This window comes from Galbibacter sp., assembly GCF_048266365.1.
In the GTDB taxonomy this organism is placed as follows: Bacteria; Bacteroidota; Bacteroidia; order Flavobacteriales; family Flavobacteriaceae; genus Galbibacter.
The window spans coordinates 1-16,693 of the sequence record NZ_JBLWZP010000013.1 but is presented as its reverse complement, the minus strand read 5'-3'; the positions used below and the strand labels follow the sequence as shown (position 1 = coordinate 16,693).

At 36.8% G+C, this 16,693-nt stretch carries 17 protein-coding genes and 1 pseudogene; 13 read left to right on the top strand and 5 right to left on the bottom strand.

Annotated elements, in window-relative coordinates:
- Positions 1-221 precede the first annotated feature (221 nt).
- From ACN0TV_RS14890 to ACN0TV_RS14870, 5 genes are all read right to left on the bottom strand, one after another.
- The gene (locus ACN0TV_RS14890; RefSeq protein WP_417363798.1) at positions 222-752 is read right to left on the bottom strand and encodes a HipA N-terminal domain-containing protein; all 531 of its coding nucleotides are present in this window, start codon (positions 750-752) and stop codon (positions 222-224) included.
- 59 nt (positions 753-811) lie between these two features.
- A complete protein-coding gene (locus ACN0TV_RS14885) occupies positions 812-1,018 on the bottom strand; it encodes a helix-turn-helix domain-containing protein (RefSeq protein WP_417363796.1) in 207 nt (68 codons plus the stop codon).
- Between the two features lie 362 nt (positions 1,019-1,380).
- A complete protein-coding gene (locus tag ACN0TV_RS14880; protein ID WP_417363794.1) occupies positions 1,381-1,947 on the bottom strand; it encodes a hypothetical protein in 567 nt (188 codons plus the stop codon).
- A 237-nt stretch (positions 1,948-2,184) separates the two neighbouring features.
- Positions 2,185-2,625, bottom strand: coding sequence for a site-specific integrase (locus ACN0TV_RS14875; RefSeq protein WP_417363792.1), 441 nt, complete (start codon positions 2,623-2,625; stop codon positions 2,185-2,187).
- Between the two features lie 120 nt (positions 2,626-2,745).
- The gene (locus tag ACN0TV_RS14870; protein ID WP_417363791.1) at positions 2,746-2,985 is read right to left on the bottom strand and encodes an Arm DNA-binding domain-containing protein; all 240 of its coding nucleotides are present in this window, start codon (positions 2,983-2,985) and stop codon (positions 2,746-2,748) included.
- Positions 2,986-3,725: 740 nt separating this feature from the next.
- On the opposite strand from ACN0TV_RS14870, the gene ACN0TV_RS14865 reads away from it, so the two are divergent.
- The 13 genes and pseudogenes from ACN0TV_RS14865 to ACN0TV_RS14805 all read left to right on the top strand — a co-directional run.
- Complete coding sequence (locus tag ACN0TV_RS14865) at positions 3,726-4,133, top strand: hypothetical protein (protein WP_025743398.1); 408 nt, start codon at positions 3,726-3,728, stop codon at positions 4,131-4,133.
- A gap of 96 nt (positions 4,134-4,229) precedes the next feature.
- Entirely contained in the window at positions 4,230-5,066 is an 837-nt protein-coding gene (locus tag ACN0TV_RS14860; protein ID WP_417363789.1) for a DUF932 domain-containing protein, read from the top strand.
- 115 nt (positions 5,067-5,181) lie between these two features.
- Positions 5,182-5,619: a hypothetical protein gene (locus ACN0TV_RS14855; RefSeq protein ID WP_025743396.1), complete on the top strand. Its 438-nt coding sequence runs from the start codon at positions 5,182-5,184 to the stop codon at positions 5,617-5,619.
- 94 nt (positions 5,620-5,713) lie between these two features.
- Positions 5,714-6,898: a TolC family protein gene (locus tag ACN0TV_RS14850; RefSeq protein WP_025743395.1), complete on the top strand. Its 1,185-nt coding sequence runs from the start codon at positions 5,714-5,716 to the stop codon at positions 6,896-6,898.
- 17 nt (positions 6,899-6,915) lie between these two features.
- Entirely contained in the window at positions 6,916-7,158 is a 243-nt protein-coding gene (locus ACN0TV_RS14845) for a hypothetical protein (RefSeq protein WP_081740528.1), read from the top strand.
- Between the two features lie 20 nt (positions 7,159-7,178).
- A complete protein-coding gene (locus tag ACN0TV_RS14840) occupies positions 7,179-8,681 on the top strand; it encodes an efflux RND transporter periplasmic adaptor subunit (RefSeq protein ID WP_025743393.1) in 1,503 nt (500 codons plus the stop codon).
- 12 nt (positions 8,682-8,693) lie between these two features.
- Positions 8,694-11,777 carry an efflux RND transporter permease subunit gene (locus ACN0TV_RS14835; protein WP_417363785.1) on the top strand — a complete coding sequence of 1,028 codons (3,084 nt, stop codon included), beginning with the start codon at positions 8,694-8,696 and terminating at the stop codon, positions 11,775-11,777.
- Between the two features lie 959 nt (positions 11,778-12,736).
- Positions 12,737-13,072, top strand: coding sequence for a single-stranded DNA-binding protein (locus ACN0TV_RS14830; RefSeq protein WP_008992779.1), 336 nt, complete (start codon positions 12,737-12,739; stop codon positions 13,070-13,072).
- Between the two features lie 81 nt (positions 13,073-13,153).
- Positions 13,154-13,534 carry a DUF6876 family protein gene (locus ACN0TV_RS14825; RefSeq protein WP_025743391.1) on the top strand — a complete coding sequence of 127 codons (381 nt, stop codon included), beginning with the start codon at positions 13,154-13,156 and terminating at the stop codon, positions 13,532-13,534.
- Positions 13,535-13,545: 11 nt separating this feature from the next.
- A complete protein-coding gene (locus ACN0TV_RS14820; protein ID WP_008992777.1) occupies positions 13,546-13,743 on the top strand; it encodes a hypothetical protein in 198 nt (65 codons plus the stop codon).
- A gap of 531 nt (positions 13,744-14,274) precedes the next feature.
- A complete protein-coding gene (locus ACN0TV_RS14815) occupies positions 14,275-14,823 on the top strand; it encodes a BfmA/BtgA family mobilization protein (protein ID WP_027126753.1) in 549 nt (182 codons plus the stop codon).
- Positions 14,823-15,851: a MobB family relaxase gene (gene mobB / locus ACN0TV_RS14810; RefSeq protein WP_008992775.1), complete on the top strand. Its 1,029-nt coding sequence runs from the start codon at positions 14,823-14,825 to the stop codon at positions 15,849-15,851. The genes ACN0TV_RS14815 and mobB overlap by 1 nt, the downstream gene beginning before the upstream one ends.
- Before the next feature lie 2 nt (positions 15,852-15,853).
- A pseudogene (locus tag ACN0TV_RS14805) lies at positions 15,854-16,693 on the top strand (type IV secretory system conjugative DNA transfer family protein); the annotation flags it as partial.

The window sequence follows — 16,693 nt, the reverse complement described above, 5'->3', positions numbered from 1 at the left end:
CTGTAATCATGGAAAAAGCAACTTTTGTAAAAACAATTGAGATTGCTGTATTTATTTTAATTTGAATATGAGCCAATGCCCAAGATCAAAGCATGCAAGTTGCTTCAGAAGACCAAGCTGCTTTGAAAACCTATATTATAGGGCGTATTACTCCTAATGCAGGAAAATTGTGAATAGCCGACTTAAAAGGGATTTTCCCCTGTTTTTTTTATGTTCTGATATTAGAATTTTGGTCTTGCTCCACTAGCTAATGTTCCTATTTTGAATACATTGAGTAATGATAATTCACTGATATTTTTAGCTGTAGTGTCTTCATTTAGTTTAAGAACCTTTACTAAGACAGTAATTACCTCATAAATATTTACATTTGTAACATCGGGCAATTCTGTGATAGGTTTATATTCTAGCGCACCCATACCACGATCTGCCACATAGGCCAATTGCTCCAGAGGTGTTACCTTTTGTATTCCTCGTGTAGTCAGCCACTCCTGAAATATAATATTACCAAAAGTATCGGGTAAGGAATCTGCTATCATAGGAGGTAAGCCTTGAAACCTATCTTGTTGGTATTCTGTTAATACCTGTGCTTGTTTTGAGCGTTTGAAAATAAAGGGAAATAGTTTTGAGAACTTTCCAGAATCTAAGAATTCTGGATTGTATTGAAAAAAGGATTTTCTCTGATCTAGGTTAAAACCTAATTTTCCAATTTCTAAATCAAAAGCAATTATATCTATGATTTTATCGCTAGCCATTTATTAATACAGGGAAATATCGTTTTGATTTATAATAGTCTTATCTATTTATTTACCGATCACAGCAATAACCCAAAATGATCTGCTACTTTTAAAACATTGTCAAGCGTAGCATTTTTACCATTCTCTATGTTTTGAATGGTTGTACTGGAGACACATAGTGCCTCTGCTAAATCTTCTCGCGATAGAGCATTTGATTTACGAAGTGTCTTACACGCTTCTCCAATCTTGACTTTTACATCTTTTATTGTGATTATCTCTAACATGTTTACCAATATAATGGCTAAATACAAGTGTTTTAATCCATATTAGCCATTATAATGCCAATTATATTATTATTCGGAATAGACATTCTAAGCTATCCCCTATAAAAGAAAAAGAATTCAGTTATAAACTTTCAGTGCAAAACCCGGTAAAAACGGACACCCATTCCGCTGGAAAGCTCAAAGATTTTGATTTTAACTCCTCATAAAGAGGGGAACAACATACTCCAGAATGACACAATCTAAAAAACCTATAAAATTTCAAAGGGGGTCAACATCCGCCAGAATGGCAGTGCTGAAAATGACCTCCAATAGGGGGTCAACATGCTCCAGTGTATCCAACTAAGGCAAAATATTAAATTATTTTATTCTTTAAACCGCACCAAACCCAAGGTCTTTATTATTTCTTTGTCAATTATTTTTGGATCAATAGCATCAGTATAAAAATAATATATCCTCGCAATCCCCCTATCTTTTTTGTGGGTTATTACATATTTACATTTGGTATATTTATCGTGATAGGGGTTTGTTATTTTCATGGGAAATACCACTACTGTATCTGTATTGCTTTTCCGTTCATAAAATTCACACATGCCTTTAGCTATGCCTTGTAAACTATCAATATTTACTTTTATAATGTTCTTCCATTGATTTGCCAAATCGCCAAAATCCTCACGTGTTTTTTGGTTATTAGGATTGGCAGCATTATACATTTTCAACATTAATTTCTTCCTTGATTCACTAGTTTCCTTGTAGGGAGTGAAAAACAATCCTATTAAAATATCCCTTGTATTATTGGTTAGATTAACTGGTATCAACCCCATAAAGTTTCCTGGAAATGGTACATACATTTTTTTTAAAGAATCAACTTCAGTATAGCCAAAAGGTTCCTTGTAAACTGCTCTTGCATGTTTAAGGAAGTCATTTGTCATACTATCCCCCGTTTGAGCAGATAATGAATATGAAAAAAAAAGACAAATACAAAGAAATAATATTCTCATAAAATGTTAAAAATATTTTCTGATGAATACCTCATTGGAATGTAGTTGAAGATTTATTTATAAACAAGTAAGCACCTTTTATTCACTAGTTTAGATGTTTAAACTAAGTAAAGTTTGTTTTCTAAATATAATATTTTTTTCAACAATACAAAATTCTATTCATACTCTTTATGCTATGTCTACCATAGACAGTCCTGTATAGCAGGAAAACACAAAACAATCCTTTATCCGTTGTAAACGCTCACTTGTAAACTCTGTACTTTCTAACAGTTCCAATTCCCTTTCGCTCAGGTAAGCCCTATCATATTTCTGATACTGCAATTGAAATTGGTTAAATGGGTTTTTGTGCATCCATTCCAGTTTAACGGCAAGGTTTACCATTTTTTTAAACCATTCCAAATACTTCATAACCCCATTGTTACTTAACATAAGCTGTTTCCTGGAGTTCCTGTAATTGCGAAGGAAGTGTTCAAAATCAGTAATAAATTCGTAGTTCAACTGTTTTAGGTAGATGTCCTTTAATCTTCTTTTCTTTAGCAGGAATTTGTACAAGTATTTCTCGGTAGTATAATAATTTTTAATTGTCCCCCTTTTCAAAACAAATGCCATATTTCCGTGATGGTAGGCAACGAGTTCCCGTAGGGTCTTACTATTATCGTCTTCTCCCAGATATCGGGATTTGATGGCTTCCGAAGATATAAACTTATCTTCCTCCAGGAGTTCTTTATGTCATTCCAGTAACCTGTTATATACCTCGTCTAAATAGACGTTTAAGGTTCTTACCTTTTGGGAACTGCCCCTGCCACGGTTTTTGTTACTGTCCCAATCTTTGTTGGAAATGGCACTCTCTAAACTGATTTCTGCACGTTTTCCATTAATTGTAATACGCACATAGATGGAAAGTTGTTTGGGATTGCTCCTTGATTTTCTGGTAAATAAAATTACCGTAAAAGTGCTTTTTGTCTTCATTTTCAATGACTTTGAATTAAACAATACGTTGTTAAATCGAAAGTCAAACCATACCCGAAAGCTCTTTAAAGATAGTACAATTTTAATGAAACATTGCACACCGAATTGCACACCTTTTATATGGTTTTAAATGAAATCAAACAAATGCATGAAAAACAAAAAACACTGAAAATCATACGATTAACAGTGTTTTGTTGTGACCTATTTCTAAGTTTGTCGGGGTGGCAGGATTATACCCTTTCCCCATAATATTATATATATCAATCAGTTACAGATTCCGGAACCAAACTGTTAGCCGATTTGTTGACGATATTATAAATGAACTTAAAGTAAAATGCTTTACTTTCTGATGGTGCAAATATATAATTTGTATTATTTCAAACCAACATAAAAAGTCATTTATTTTATGACTCTTAATACTGCTTCAAATTTGGTTCATTATGCCTTATCATTTCTACTAAATATCTTTAAGTTAATCATTCTGGAAACACATTAAATCGAGTAATCAACTATTTCATTATAGGTCTTTTAAGTGATGAACTTCTATAGAAAAATTTGAGGTAGAGAGTATTCATACAATATTACCGAAATATAAACGTCGCAAAATATTTTTCGGAAAAGGGACGGCATAAAGCCATCGCTTCTTCCCTCGCTTATTTATTCCGTTTCCTTTCCACTCTAAAATTTTGTCTTCCGTTTGGGTTTTGCTCAAATATTGTTTAATCTAAAATCATTTAATTATGGAAACAAAAGTAAAATCAAACGGAACAGCAAAAAAAGTAAATGCAACCGTTAAAAAGGAAGTTCAAAAGAAGTTGACCGAGGAAGCTATCGGAAAAGCTGTTACACCGGAAAAGCTCGTGGTAGCCAAAAAACCAGAGATTAATTTGGATGACAGAATTCAAAAGTTTGAAAAATTGAGAGGTTTGGCCAATCAACGTGAACGGTTGACGGAAACATTGAACGAGCTTACCAAGTTCAATTACAATCAGGATGGTTCGAGTTCCTTCCATATAAGGGACTCACGTAATCTGGAATTCAAGACGACCAACACGAATTTAATCAAGTTGGTAACTACACATTTACAGTCCACTTTGGAACAACGTAAATCAGAGATTGAAGAACAGATTCTAAAATTTGAACTTTAATGAAGCTAATGTCTTCAAATGTGAAAGCCTGCTCGCAAGAGTAGGCTTTCTTTTTTTAATCATATCTGTCTTCAGACAGGTCTAAAATCAAATATTATGTATTTAAATCGTTTACAACAAGATGAAATTTTCGTTTCAAATGAAATGAAATCGTTAAAAATTATTACTGGTATGGAGTCTCGAAGAGGACTTGAAAATGTCGTTATTTCCAATGACAAAATTGTGAATGTGGTCTCGAACAGTTATGGCCATATTCCAAATGAATTGTTTTTCAAAAAAGCCGAACAGCTATTACTGGATGCCAATCTGAAATATCATAAACGCACGATTAACAGAAATGACAGGTCTTTCATTGCCGACTTTATAATCGAGGACCATAATCAGTTTTCGTTGAAGAATGAACAGGATAAGATATTACCGATGTTGCGTTTCAAAAATTCCTATGACGGAAGCGAAAAGACTTCCGGGCATTTTGGATTTTATAGAGAAGTATGCACCAATGGCTTGCACGTTGCTCAATCAGAAATAGCATTTTCAATAAAGCACAGCAAAAACAATACAGATTTAATAATGCCGAAATTGAATTTTCTATTCGAGAAGTTCTTGGATAACGAATACTACGAAATCACAAGAAAATTCAGGGAAATGGAAGAAATCGTACTTATCGACACCAAAGCATTCGTAAAGGAAATATTGGAAAAAACGAAACTGTTCCGATATGAATGTAGCGACAAAAACGATAATCCTTCAAAGAAATCCAGGGAATTATTGGATATGATAGCCGAAGAAGGACACGATTATTATAAAACGCCCACATTATGGGATGGGTATAACGCCTTTAATTGGATGCTTCACAATACCTTGAAAAAAACTTTTTCGCAACAGGAAAAATTTGATAAGATATTGTTTGATGAAATATATGCAATGGTTTAAAGAAACATTATAAAAAGGTTCATCCAGTACCTTAAACTGGATTTTCACCTTTTCTAAAAGAGATTGAAGTACTCTAAATTTTCACAAATAAGAAATAATGGTATCTTTGTACCTAATGCAAAAACCAAATAAAATAGCGGCATTTTTCTTTTTAGGCTTGTTTAGCCTAATGATGCTGCATCAGGTTTTTCCGCATTTGCACCATCAACACGAGGACGCTCATTCCCATTCAGATATTGCCCATACTGGCGAACATCATCATCACGATGATGATTCCCACGAAGAAGAATCCCCTTATGGGTTTTTTGGGTTCGTTATGGATATGCACATCCATTCCACGGTATCCAGCGATATAGTCTTACTTGAAAGGAATACAATCGAGCAACAAACCGTTGTTGAAAAGGATGTTGCAAAAAGTTCTTTTGAAACCCAAAATATCTTCTTAATTGATTACAGGCAAAATAGTAAATCGCCTGTCTATCATCCACCCAATAAATACTTTAATCCCTACCTCTCTTCCCTCGACTCACGAGGCCCACCATCTTTAGGTTAATCGTTTAGGACTACGGTATCGCTACGGTACTGTTTCCTTTTATAAATGTAGACCTGTCAGCCGACAGGTAAGATTAAACCTAAAATTTCACACAATGAATAAACACATCGTGTCCGCAATTTGCGGATGCCTGTTCTTTGTTAGTGGTTTCTCACAGGATAAAAATATAGAGCAACTACTTAATGAAATAGAACAGAATAACACGGAGTTAAAAGGCTATCAATCATTCATTGAAAGTCAGCAACTCGAAAACAGGAGCAACAATAATTTGCCCGACCCACAGCTTTCTGGCTTTTATTTGCCATTTGGCGACAATAGAACTGGAGATTATACCGAATATCAACTATCGCAATCTTTTGAATTCCCAACGGTATATGCTGCTCGTGGCAAATGGAACGAGTCTAAATCGCAACAGTTAGCATCAGCCTATGCTAACAAGAGACAGGAAGTCTTGTTGAAAGCGAAGAACACGCTTTTGGAACTTGCTTACTTGCAAAAACAAAAAACTGTTGAAGCAGAAAGAAAAACCCAGAGCAAGCAGGTTTTTGACCAAATCCAAAAACTTTTTGATACCGAGCAAGTAGGCATTTTAGATTTGAATAAAGCGAAAATTGCTTGGATTCAAGAGCAGTTTGCCGTGGAACAGATTGAAACCGAAATTCAAATTTTGCTGTCAAAACTCAAAACGTTGAACGGCGGTAATGAAATTAGTGGCATTTCGACAGGACTTGCATTGCCTATTGAAGTTGGTGCGGAGGAAAGTCTTTGGCAGGAAAAATTATCAAATGACCCTTTACTGCAAGAATTAAAGGCTATTGAGACATCTTCACTTCAAAAAGTAAAACTGGAAAAAAACAAAGTACTACCAAACGTAGCACTTGGCTACAATTATCAAGGCGTTAGCGGTAGTCATTATTCTGGTTTTTATGGCGGTGTCTCGATTCCCCTTTGGAATAGCAAGAACAAAGTAAAAGCTGCCGAAGCCAATTATGAGTATCAGCAGTCCAATACGCAAGTAATTAGCACTTCGCTTTACACACAGTTTCAGGAAACTTATAATCGATACGAATTGATGCTCAAAAAATACAATGAGTATCAAACAACAATGGGCAATTTAGAAAGTGAGGATTTACTTTTTAAAGCCTATATGTTGGGCGAGTATTCGTTTATGGATTACTATGTAGAACTTCAGTTTTACAGAAATGCTTCAGATAAAATGTTGCAAATGGAAAAGGAACTGCAACTGCTTCAAGCACAATTATTAAAACATCAATTATAAATTTTAAACATACAATTATGAGGATTTCCAAAATAATATTCGCAATTCTAACAGTTTCAATTTTCACAATGACATCTTGTAGAGATACGAAATCAAAAACAGAAACCACTGAAGAACACGGTCACGACCACGATGCAGACGGCAACCATATGGGCGATGAAACCATAGAGCAAGAAGAGTTTCAAGTAGAAAAAGATTCTATGGAAATGAAAACGGATAGCCATACCCACGATGAGGGGAAGGAACACCAAGACCACTAAAAAACAAATAGATATAACAGATGAAATATATACTCATAGTGCTTGCCTTTTTGGCAATGTCTTGTAACAACAAGGCAGAAGACGCACACGCACACAATCCCGATGGTAGCCACGAAGGAGAAGAAATTCCACGCTTGGACCACACCATTTGGACAAACAAAACAGAATTATTCGTAGAATTCCCTGCTTTAATAGTAGGCAGTCCAAGCAGGCTTGCAGCCCACTTTACGGTGTTGGACAAGCATCAGCCCGTTCGCGAAGGTTCGGTTACGCTTAGTTTGATTAAGGGCGATAAAGGCATTCGCAATATCGCAGATGCACCTTCATCACCAGGCATATTCTCGCCTACCATTCAACCAAAAGAAGCTGGTAGTTACCAACTTGTTTTTGAATTGAAAACGCCAGACTATTCAGATAAAATAACGATTGACGATGTTACGGTCTATAGTAATGCAGATGAAGCCATAATGGCATTGGGTACTGCCGAAGATGATGGAAGTATCTCGTTCTTAAAAGAGCAGGCTTGGAAAATCGATTTTCAAACCGCACCTGTCGTTACGGGTAAAATTTACGATGTTATCAATACGTCCGGTGTTTGGATGCCATCGCCAGGTTCTACAAAGTCCTTGGCGGCAAAATCCAATGGTGTGGTAGATTTTAAAGTAAATAACCTAACCGAAGGTACAGCGGTAAAACAGGGTCAGTTGTTGATGAGCTTGAACAGTCAAGGTTTGGCATCCAATAATTTAAGTACGGATATCGCTTCCGCGAAAGCGACATTCCAACAGGCCAAATCGGAATATGAAAGGAAGAAAGAGCTATACGAATCCAAAATAGTCCCGAAATCTGAATTTGAAAAAGTAGAGAGCAGTTTCGAGATAGCCAAAGCCAACTATCAATCATTGGTGTCTGGTGTCTCGGGCGGAAGCAAACAAATACGTGCACCTTTTGATGGTTTTATCAAATCCATAACTGTTTCAAATGGCGATTATGTAGAACAAGGTGTTACACTTGTAACCGTTGGGACGCATCAATCCAGAGTTTTAAAAGCGCAGTTAGCACCCAACTACGGACTTACGATGGGTAATTTACAAGGTATATGGTATCAGGATAATGATAACCAATGGAAAGACGTAACTGATGCCGAGGGCAAAATCCTTTCGATTGGTAAGGACGTGGAACGTGAAAATCCTTTGATTTCTGTTTTTACAGAAGTCAATGCCACCGTCGATATGCCAATAGGAAGTCTAACACCTGTTCAGATAGCGATGGGAAATGCAACACAGAACACAATGATTCCTGTGAATGCTCTCTTGGAAGACTATGGAAGCTATTCCGTTATCGTTCAACTATCAGGCGAAAGTTTTGAAAGACGACCTGTTAAGCTTGGAAAGCGCAATGGCGAAAATGTAGAGATACTGGAAGGTCTGCAAGTTGGCGAAGTGGTAGTAACTACAGGAGCATATCAAGTTAAAATGGCTTCAATGTCGGGTTCAACACCTGCACACGGTCACGAACATTAAAAACGAAGAGAAATGTTAAACAAAATATTATCAATTTCACTTCAAAACAGATTGCTCATACTATTGGGAGCGGTTGCATTGAGTGTGTTGGGCGTGTATTATGCACGTACAATGAACGTCGATGTATTCCCAGACCTTACAGCACCAACGGTAACAATCCTTACCGAAGCGCACGGAATGGAATCTGAAGAAGTAGAAAAATTAGTGACCTATCAACTGGAAACTGCCTTAAACGGTTCGCCCAATGTGAGACGCATCCGTTCGTCATCGGCAGCGGGAGTTTCCATTGTTTGGATAGAATTTGAGTGGGGAACCGATATTTATCGGGCACGACAAATTGTAAGTGAACGTATTCCAATGGTACGGGAAAATCTACCCGAAGGAATTGGAGCACCAACAATGGCACCTATTTCATCCATTATGGGCGAAATAATGCTCTTGGGAGTGACATCGGATAGTCTTTCGCCAATGGAACTGCGAACCTTATCCGACTGGACCATCAGGCCTCGTATAAAAGCCATTGGCGGTATTGCAAACGTGGTGGTTATTGGTGGCGATTACAAACAATATCAAGTATTTGCCAATCCCGAAAAGATGAAGTATTACGACGTGAGCCTCTCAGAATTGGTAGAACACGTTAAGGAAGCAAATCAAAATGCGCCCGGTGGTGTCATCAATCAATATGGCAATCAGTACATCATTAAGGGAAGTGGTAGGGCGTATGCGCTGGAAGACTTACAGGAAGCGGTTCTAAAGGAAGTGAATGGTCAAACCATCAAGATTAAAGACGTTGCAACCGTACAAATTGGTGCAGCTGATAAAATTGGCGATGGTTCATTAAACGCAAATCCCGCTGTGATTCTTACTATTTCTAAACAGCCCGATGTGAATACATTGGAGTTGACAGACCGACTGGATGAAGCCATTGCCGATTTGCAAAAAACCCTGCCCAAAGGTGTCAACATCAAAAGTCAAATCTTTAGGCAGTCTGATTTCATAGATGCTTCTATAAGTAATCTAAATATGACTCTTTTAGAAGGTGCGTTCTTTGTAATGATTATCCTTTTCATTTTTCTGATGAACTGGAGGACTACCGTTATTTCCTTGCTGGCTATCCCAATTTCTTTATTGGTGTCCATCATCATTTTAAAATGGCTGGGTTACACTATAAACACAATGAGTTTGGGTGGTATGGCCATTGCGATAGGTGCGTTGGTAGATGATGCCATCATCGATGTGGAAAATGTATATAAACGCTTGCGGGAAAATATCAGAAAACCGAAAGCGGAGCGGGAATCGACCATAAAAGTAGTGCGTGACGCTTCAGTAGAGATTAGAAGTTCCATCATTATTGCAACCTTAATTATCATCGTATCATTTGTTCCCTTGTTCTTTTTAAGCGGAATGGAAGGTCGATTATTGCAACCGCTGGGCATAGCCTTTGTAACATCGGTATTGACCTCATTGGTTGTTGCCGTAACGGTTACGCCTATTTTGTGTTCCTATTTATTGGATAACGAAAAGCTTTTGAACAAGCAGGCAGAAGGTACACGCGTGGAGCGATGGCTACAGAAACATTATGGCAACCTTTTGGAACGGGCAACACGAATACCCAAAACCATTATTGGCGTAACTGTGATTGTTTTTCTGTTAAGTCTTTTAGTGGTCACACAATTGGGAAGGAGTTTTCTTCCTGAATTCAACGAAGGCTCTTTGGTAATTAGTGTGGTTGGTCCACCGGGAATGTCTTTGGAAGAAAGCAACAAGACAGGTAAATTAATCGAGACTATACTATTGGATATGCCCGAAGTAGAGGTTGTTACAAGAAGACAAGGCCGTGCCGAACTGGACGAACACGCGCAAGGTGTCAATGCTTCGGAAATTGATGTGCCTTTTGTTCTTGAGGACAAAACAAAAGAAGAATTCTTTGAAGAAGTCCGAAACAAATTGAGTGTTGCACCAGGTGTCAACATTACCTTGGGGCAACCCATCGCCCACCGTATCGACCATATGCTTTCCGGGACACGCGCCAATATTGCCATCAAGATATTTGGTTTCGATTTACAACGACTGTTTGAAGTAGGCAAAAGCGTAGAACAGAACATTGAGGATATTGATGGACTGGCAGATGTTGCTGTTGACCAGCAAATTGAAGTGCCTCAAATTCGTATTAAACCCAAGCGCCAGATTCTCTCGGCATATGGTATGACGGTTGGTAATTTGATGGAACAAGTAGATATCGCTTTTGCAGGAGAAGAAGTGGGCGAGATTTATGAAGGACAGCAATACTTTGATTTGGTAGTGCGCTATGAAAAACCGTTTCGGGATGATATTGAGAATATCAATAAAACCTTGATTAGTTTACCGAAAGGTGGACAAACTACGTTGGGCGAATTGGCAACAGTTCAATCGGTAAGTAGTCCAAACACTATCAATCGTGAAGATGTACAACGAAAAATTGTGGTCGCTGCCAATGTTCAAGGTAGGGATTTACGTGGTGCAGTAAACGAAATAAAGGAAGTCGTCGCCAATAACGTGAATATGCCAGAAGGCTACCGTGTACAATATGGCGGACAGTTTGAAAGTGAGTCCAAAGCATCACAATTGCTTTTGATAACAGCCATCATCGCGATAGCCATCATTTTCCTGTTGTTGTATTATGAATTTAAGGTCATAAAACTGGCGTTCGTAGTTTTAATCAATTTACCTCTGGCATTGATTGGTGGTATCTTGATTGTGTACTTTACATCAGGTATTATCAGTATCGCTGCGACCATTGGATTTATTAGTCTTTTTGGAATAGCAACCCGTAATGGAATTTTATTGGTTTCTCGTTATGAAGATTTACGAAAAGAAGGAATCCAAGGCTTTCAATTGATAAAGAAAGGAGCTTTGGATAGATTAAATCCAATCTTAATGACAGCCTTTACAACAGGATTAGCATTAATTCCATTAGCCTTAAAAGGTGGCGAACCGGGTAGTGAAATACAAAGCCCGATGGCGGTTGTAATTTTAGGTGGTTTGTTGTCAGCTACGATATTGAATTTGGTGGTAATTCCTTGTGTGTATCAATTAGTTCTGAAAAAAGAAAAATAGTAAATTGATTATAACTGTAAAACCTTCTTACTCTGGTAGGGAGGTTTTTTATGCCATTAGATTTATAATCCCATTCAGCACATTCCCCTACATTCCGCGAAAGCTTCATTCCGGGAAAAGCGCTTCACTCAAAAAAGGTCTTGGACACAACTTCAAAGATTCCGATTTCCATTCCACTTGCCTACTCATTCCCGAGAAAATTCGGGAAGTGGTCAAACTCTATTCCAATCTACATCTTTAAAGTCAAGTCCGCTTTAAATCCTACTTCAAAAGAATAATTTGGTTCTATAATCCGTTCAGCACTTTCCCGCTACATTTCGCAAAAAGCTACATTTCGGGCAAAGAGCTTCTCTATAAAAAATCTTGGACCCAATTCCCGTTTTTGGTTTTCCATTCCGCTTCCCCTTCCCGCTTCGCTGGGAAGGAACGCTACATTCCCAAACCAAAACCGTGAATCCAGTCCGCTTGTAATCGGAAAGTCAAAGCCTCGATTTTCTTAACAGAATTAACGGCAAAGCCTACTTTGGTCTTTACTCGATAATTCTTAAAAACCGAACCTTTGCCTCACACATTTTAAGGGGTTTATAATAGATGAAGCCTTTATTGTTTTTCGGGACAGCGAAAAACAGGTATGGCATAACCAATTCTAAAATAAAGCCATTTGCTCTGTTCGCTTAACTGTCGGTACGCTCTCGTCACAAATGGCTTTATAAGAATTGCTAATACCATTATGGAACTTGTCAAGACTGTACAAGTTTTAGGCAAAAATAAGGTTTCTACTTCCTTGAAAATCCAAGGATTTTACTACGTCGCAAACACACCTGATTTATTCCCTAAAAGTCTTGACAAAACCCACTTCATCCATTGTGCGGAGCACGAAAGAAATCATACAAACACCCCTTAAAATTTAATTCAGTTTAAATCAAAAAGGGAAATATTAATCTTTTAAATCTTTTATTATGAGTACTATTAAAAATCACGTACAGTTAATTGGAAATGTTGGGCAAGAACCAACTATTACGAACCTTGAAAGCGGTAAGAAAGTAGCCCGTTTATCATTGGCAACCAATGAATACTACAAAAACGGCAAGGGCGAAAAGCAAACGGATACCAATTGGCACACCGTTGTCGCTTGGGGCAAAACTGCTGAAATTATCGAAAAGTATGCCGAAAAGGGCAAAGAAATCGGAGTTGTTGGAAAACTAAAGACCCGAACCTATACCACGGACGATGGCAATCAACGCTATGTTACCGAAGTGATAGCCGATGAAATCCTATTATTAGGTAGTAAGTAAAAAGTAAAGAGGGCACTAATACCAGTTTTCAATTAGTTTGTGCCCTCTTCTTTTCATCATTAATTCTAAAAAGATATAACAATGAAAGCACAAGTTAACGAAATAAAAGAAGGATTGCAACATTTTCACGGTTCTGAAATGTTCTATCAAATCCCATTAATACGCACCCGATTTACAAACGGACTGAAATATTTAGCCAACGTAGCAGAGTGTTTTTGGCTCATTACCGATGTTTCAGTAATCGCCAAAAGTTTGCTAAACCGAAGCCATTTTATAACAATAGATTTTAAAAGGCTATCGGAAGAGGAACAGGATTATACAGGCTATGAAGCTGAAATAATTTACAGCGATGGAAATGGGAATATATTTGAAATACACCGATACAATTTTACCGATTTTCCTTTGGATGAACTACGGTTGTATTTTGTGGATAATACGTTGATGCTTACAAGCGAATATTAAAAAGTAAGGCTATGATTTATCTAAATTATAACAACCTCGATGACGAAACCCAACAACATCTACTTTCCGTTTCAAAAGAAGATATAGAAAGCAAATTTGGGAACGACCTTAAAGCCTACGCCAATGAACATCATATGGATTATGATAAGATATTGGACGAAGAAGCGATAAAAAATCTATATTCATATCAGTACGTTTTTAACATCTAAAATAAAAACAAGAATTAAGACCTTTGAACTTTCAGAGGTCTTTTTTTGTGCTTTACTTTTTTCAAATTTACAAGAGCCAATATTCAAAAACTCGACGTCTTAAATTTACTTTTTTATAAAAATCCTATTTTTTGGTATCAAAACTAACCATTTGGAAACAATCTGTATTTCAATATTATATCTAAATAGAATATCTTTAAAAGACTGTTAGCAGTATCAATTTAAAGTATCGTTATCCCATTTTGATTTGACTTTCGCCGATAATGATACCCATCAAAAATTAAACATATCGGAATTTTTTATTCCGAAAAAAAGCAACTGACTTTTCAGTCAGGTTGTTTGAAAAATTTTGTCCCTGCGGGACGAATTTGAGAAGCAAGAGGGTAACACGCCAAGGCGATGTTAACGATTGGTTTTTAGTTGTAATTATTTGATATTCAAATAATTACTGGTTATATAAAATAGAGAAATAACAAAGTTTTACAGTAAATCCTTTTGAAACCCCTATAAAACGGCAATTTTTTACAGTAAATGAGTTCAAATCATCAAAAGAAATACAGTTTTTCTGCCATTAGTATTAAACCTAAAGTGGCAACTCGCTTTCGGAAATTTTCCAAGGAAATTACCCATTCACATACTGATACGTTGGAAGCAATGATGAACTTTTTCGATTTGAACGAGCTATCCCCAAATGAATCTTTGGGTGCAAATATGAAGACTTTAGAGAATAGCTTAAAAAAACGAATCAATGCACTTGTAGCCATTATTAGGGATATTGAAAAAAACCAGACCAAACCCACCAATGCAATGTTGGAACTGCTCTTTCAGGAGAATCCAAAAGAGGAAGAAGCACAAGAAGAATTATTTGAATTTGAACAACAGGAATTGATTACAGAAAATGAGGAACTGAATCATTATCGAAATCGGTACGAAGAAGTTCAACAACAATTCCATTCCGTAAAATATGATTTAGAAAAAATCATTGATAAGACCACTTATGTTAAAAGCAGTTTTGGAGGTGGCTATTTAAAACTGGATTTAAGCAAAGATGAATTTGAAAACATTAAACAAAAATTATAATGTATATCACAGTAACCAAACAGACATTAGATGGCAATTATGCACAGAGCGTTTCCGATTTTGTCGCTTATCTCGAAAAAGAAAACGATGACAAATCCATTGATGAAATGGAACATTTTTTCAATCAGTATGGCGAAGAAATATCAGGTAAGGAAGTCATTAAAGAAATTGACGGAAATACGGCTAAACTCAAAAAGACCGAACCAAAGTTTTATTCCATTACAGTCAATCCGAGTGCTTATGAATTGAAGCGATTGCAAAATCATTCCGAGGAACTGAAAAAGTACACCCGAGAATTGATGAAAGAGTACGCTAAATCTTTTAATCGGGAAATAAACGGACGAGCTGTTACTGTAGATGACATTATATACTATGCCAAAATTGAGCATCAGCGTACGTATAAGGGAACGGATAGGAAAATTCAGGAGAACCAACCTTATGCCACCAAGATACTTCAAATTAAGAACGATATCCGGAAAATTAAAAGTGGCGAATTAGAAGGCAACATCAAAAAATTACAGCAAACGATGTCCCGATTGGAAAAAGAAGCACCACATCAACAAGATGGAAAACGCATTGTTAGAGGGATGCCTAAAGAAGGCTCTCAAAGCCATATCCATATTATTGTGAGCAGAAAGGATATGTCCAATAAATACAGTTTGTCCCCTGGTAGCAAGTACAAAGCTTCGGAAACCGTTTTTAATGGCAAACCTGTAAAACGTGGTTTTGATAGGGACAAATTCTTTAAGGCTTCTGAAAAAACGTTTGACACTCTATTTCAATACAAACGAAACTATGTTGAAACTTATAAGGCACGTAAAACATTCCTGAAAAATCCAAAGTTGTATTTCTCAATTCTTTCGGGATTGCCAACCAATGAAAAGGCAACTGCCTATAAAATACTTGCCAAATCTGGTGTACCCATAATGAATATTCCAACAAACAAAGTACAGTTGGCATTAAAGATAATCAACAAGTTTAAAAAAGGGATTGACCGAGCAATACAGTCGGGTTCTATTGGGATATGAGTATGTCAATACCACATATCATCCTTTTTATTGTTGTTCCGGTATTGTTTGTCAGTACAGTTTTATATGTGTTTCTTCATCAAGAAGAGCCCAAAAACGGAGATAAGAAATATCAGGTACGCTTTAAACTTCGTCGTGGAAAATTTCAAATCGAAAATATCAAGCGAGGTGCATCGATTATTGGCTCTGCGGGAAGCGGTAAAACAGAAAGTGTTATCTATAATTTTTTACAGCATTTTAGTACCCATCAATTTTGTGGTATCATACACGATTACAAGGATTTTGAACTTACCGAAATTGCCTACCCATTATTTAAAGAAAAGGATATTAAATTCTATACCATAGCTTTTGACCAAATCCATTATTGTGTAAACCCAATTACCCCAAGATATTTGCCCAATGAGGAAAGTGTGAATGAATTATCCAAGGTACTCATTGAAAATCTTTTGGAGTTCAACGAATCCAGTACAAACAGTACCACAAAATTCTTCAGTGATGCTGTTGAAGGTTTGATGGGTGGAATGATTTGGAAACTAAAAACGTCCTATCCTCAATATTGCACCCTGCCCCATTTGATTGCTATTTTTCAATCGATGACTACCAAACAGTTGGTTACTTTTGTGAGCTCAAATATCACTTCCCGAAGTATGGCAAGTGCTTTTATCAACGGAATGGATTCTGACAAACAAACGGCAGGTGTGAAAAGCACATTGGCCAATGCCTTTAAAAAGATAGGTTCACAACAGTTGTTTATGGCTTTGTCAAAAGATGAAGTACCATTGAATATCAACAGCAAGGACAATCCTGCTGTTATCTGCATCGTGAACCATCCCAAATATGAA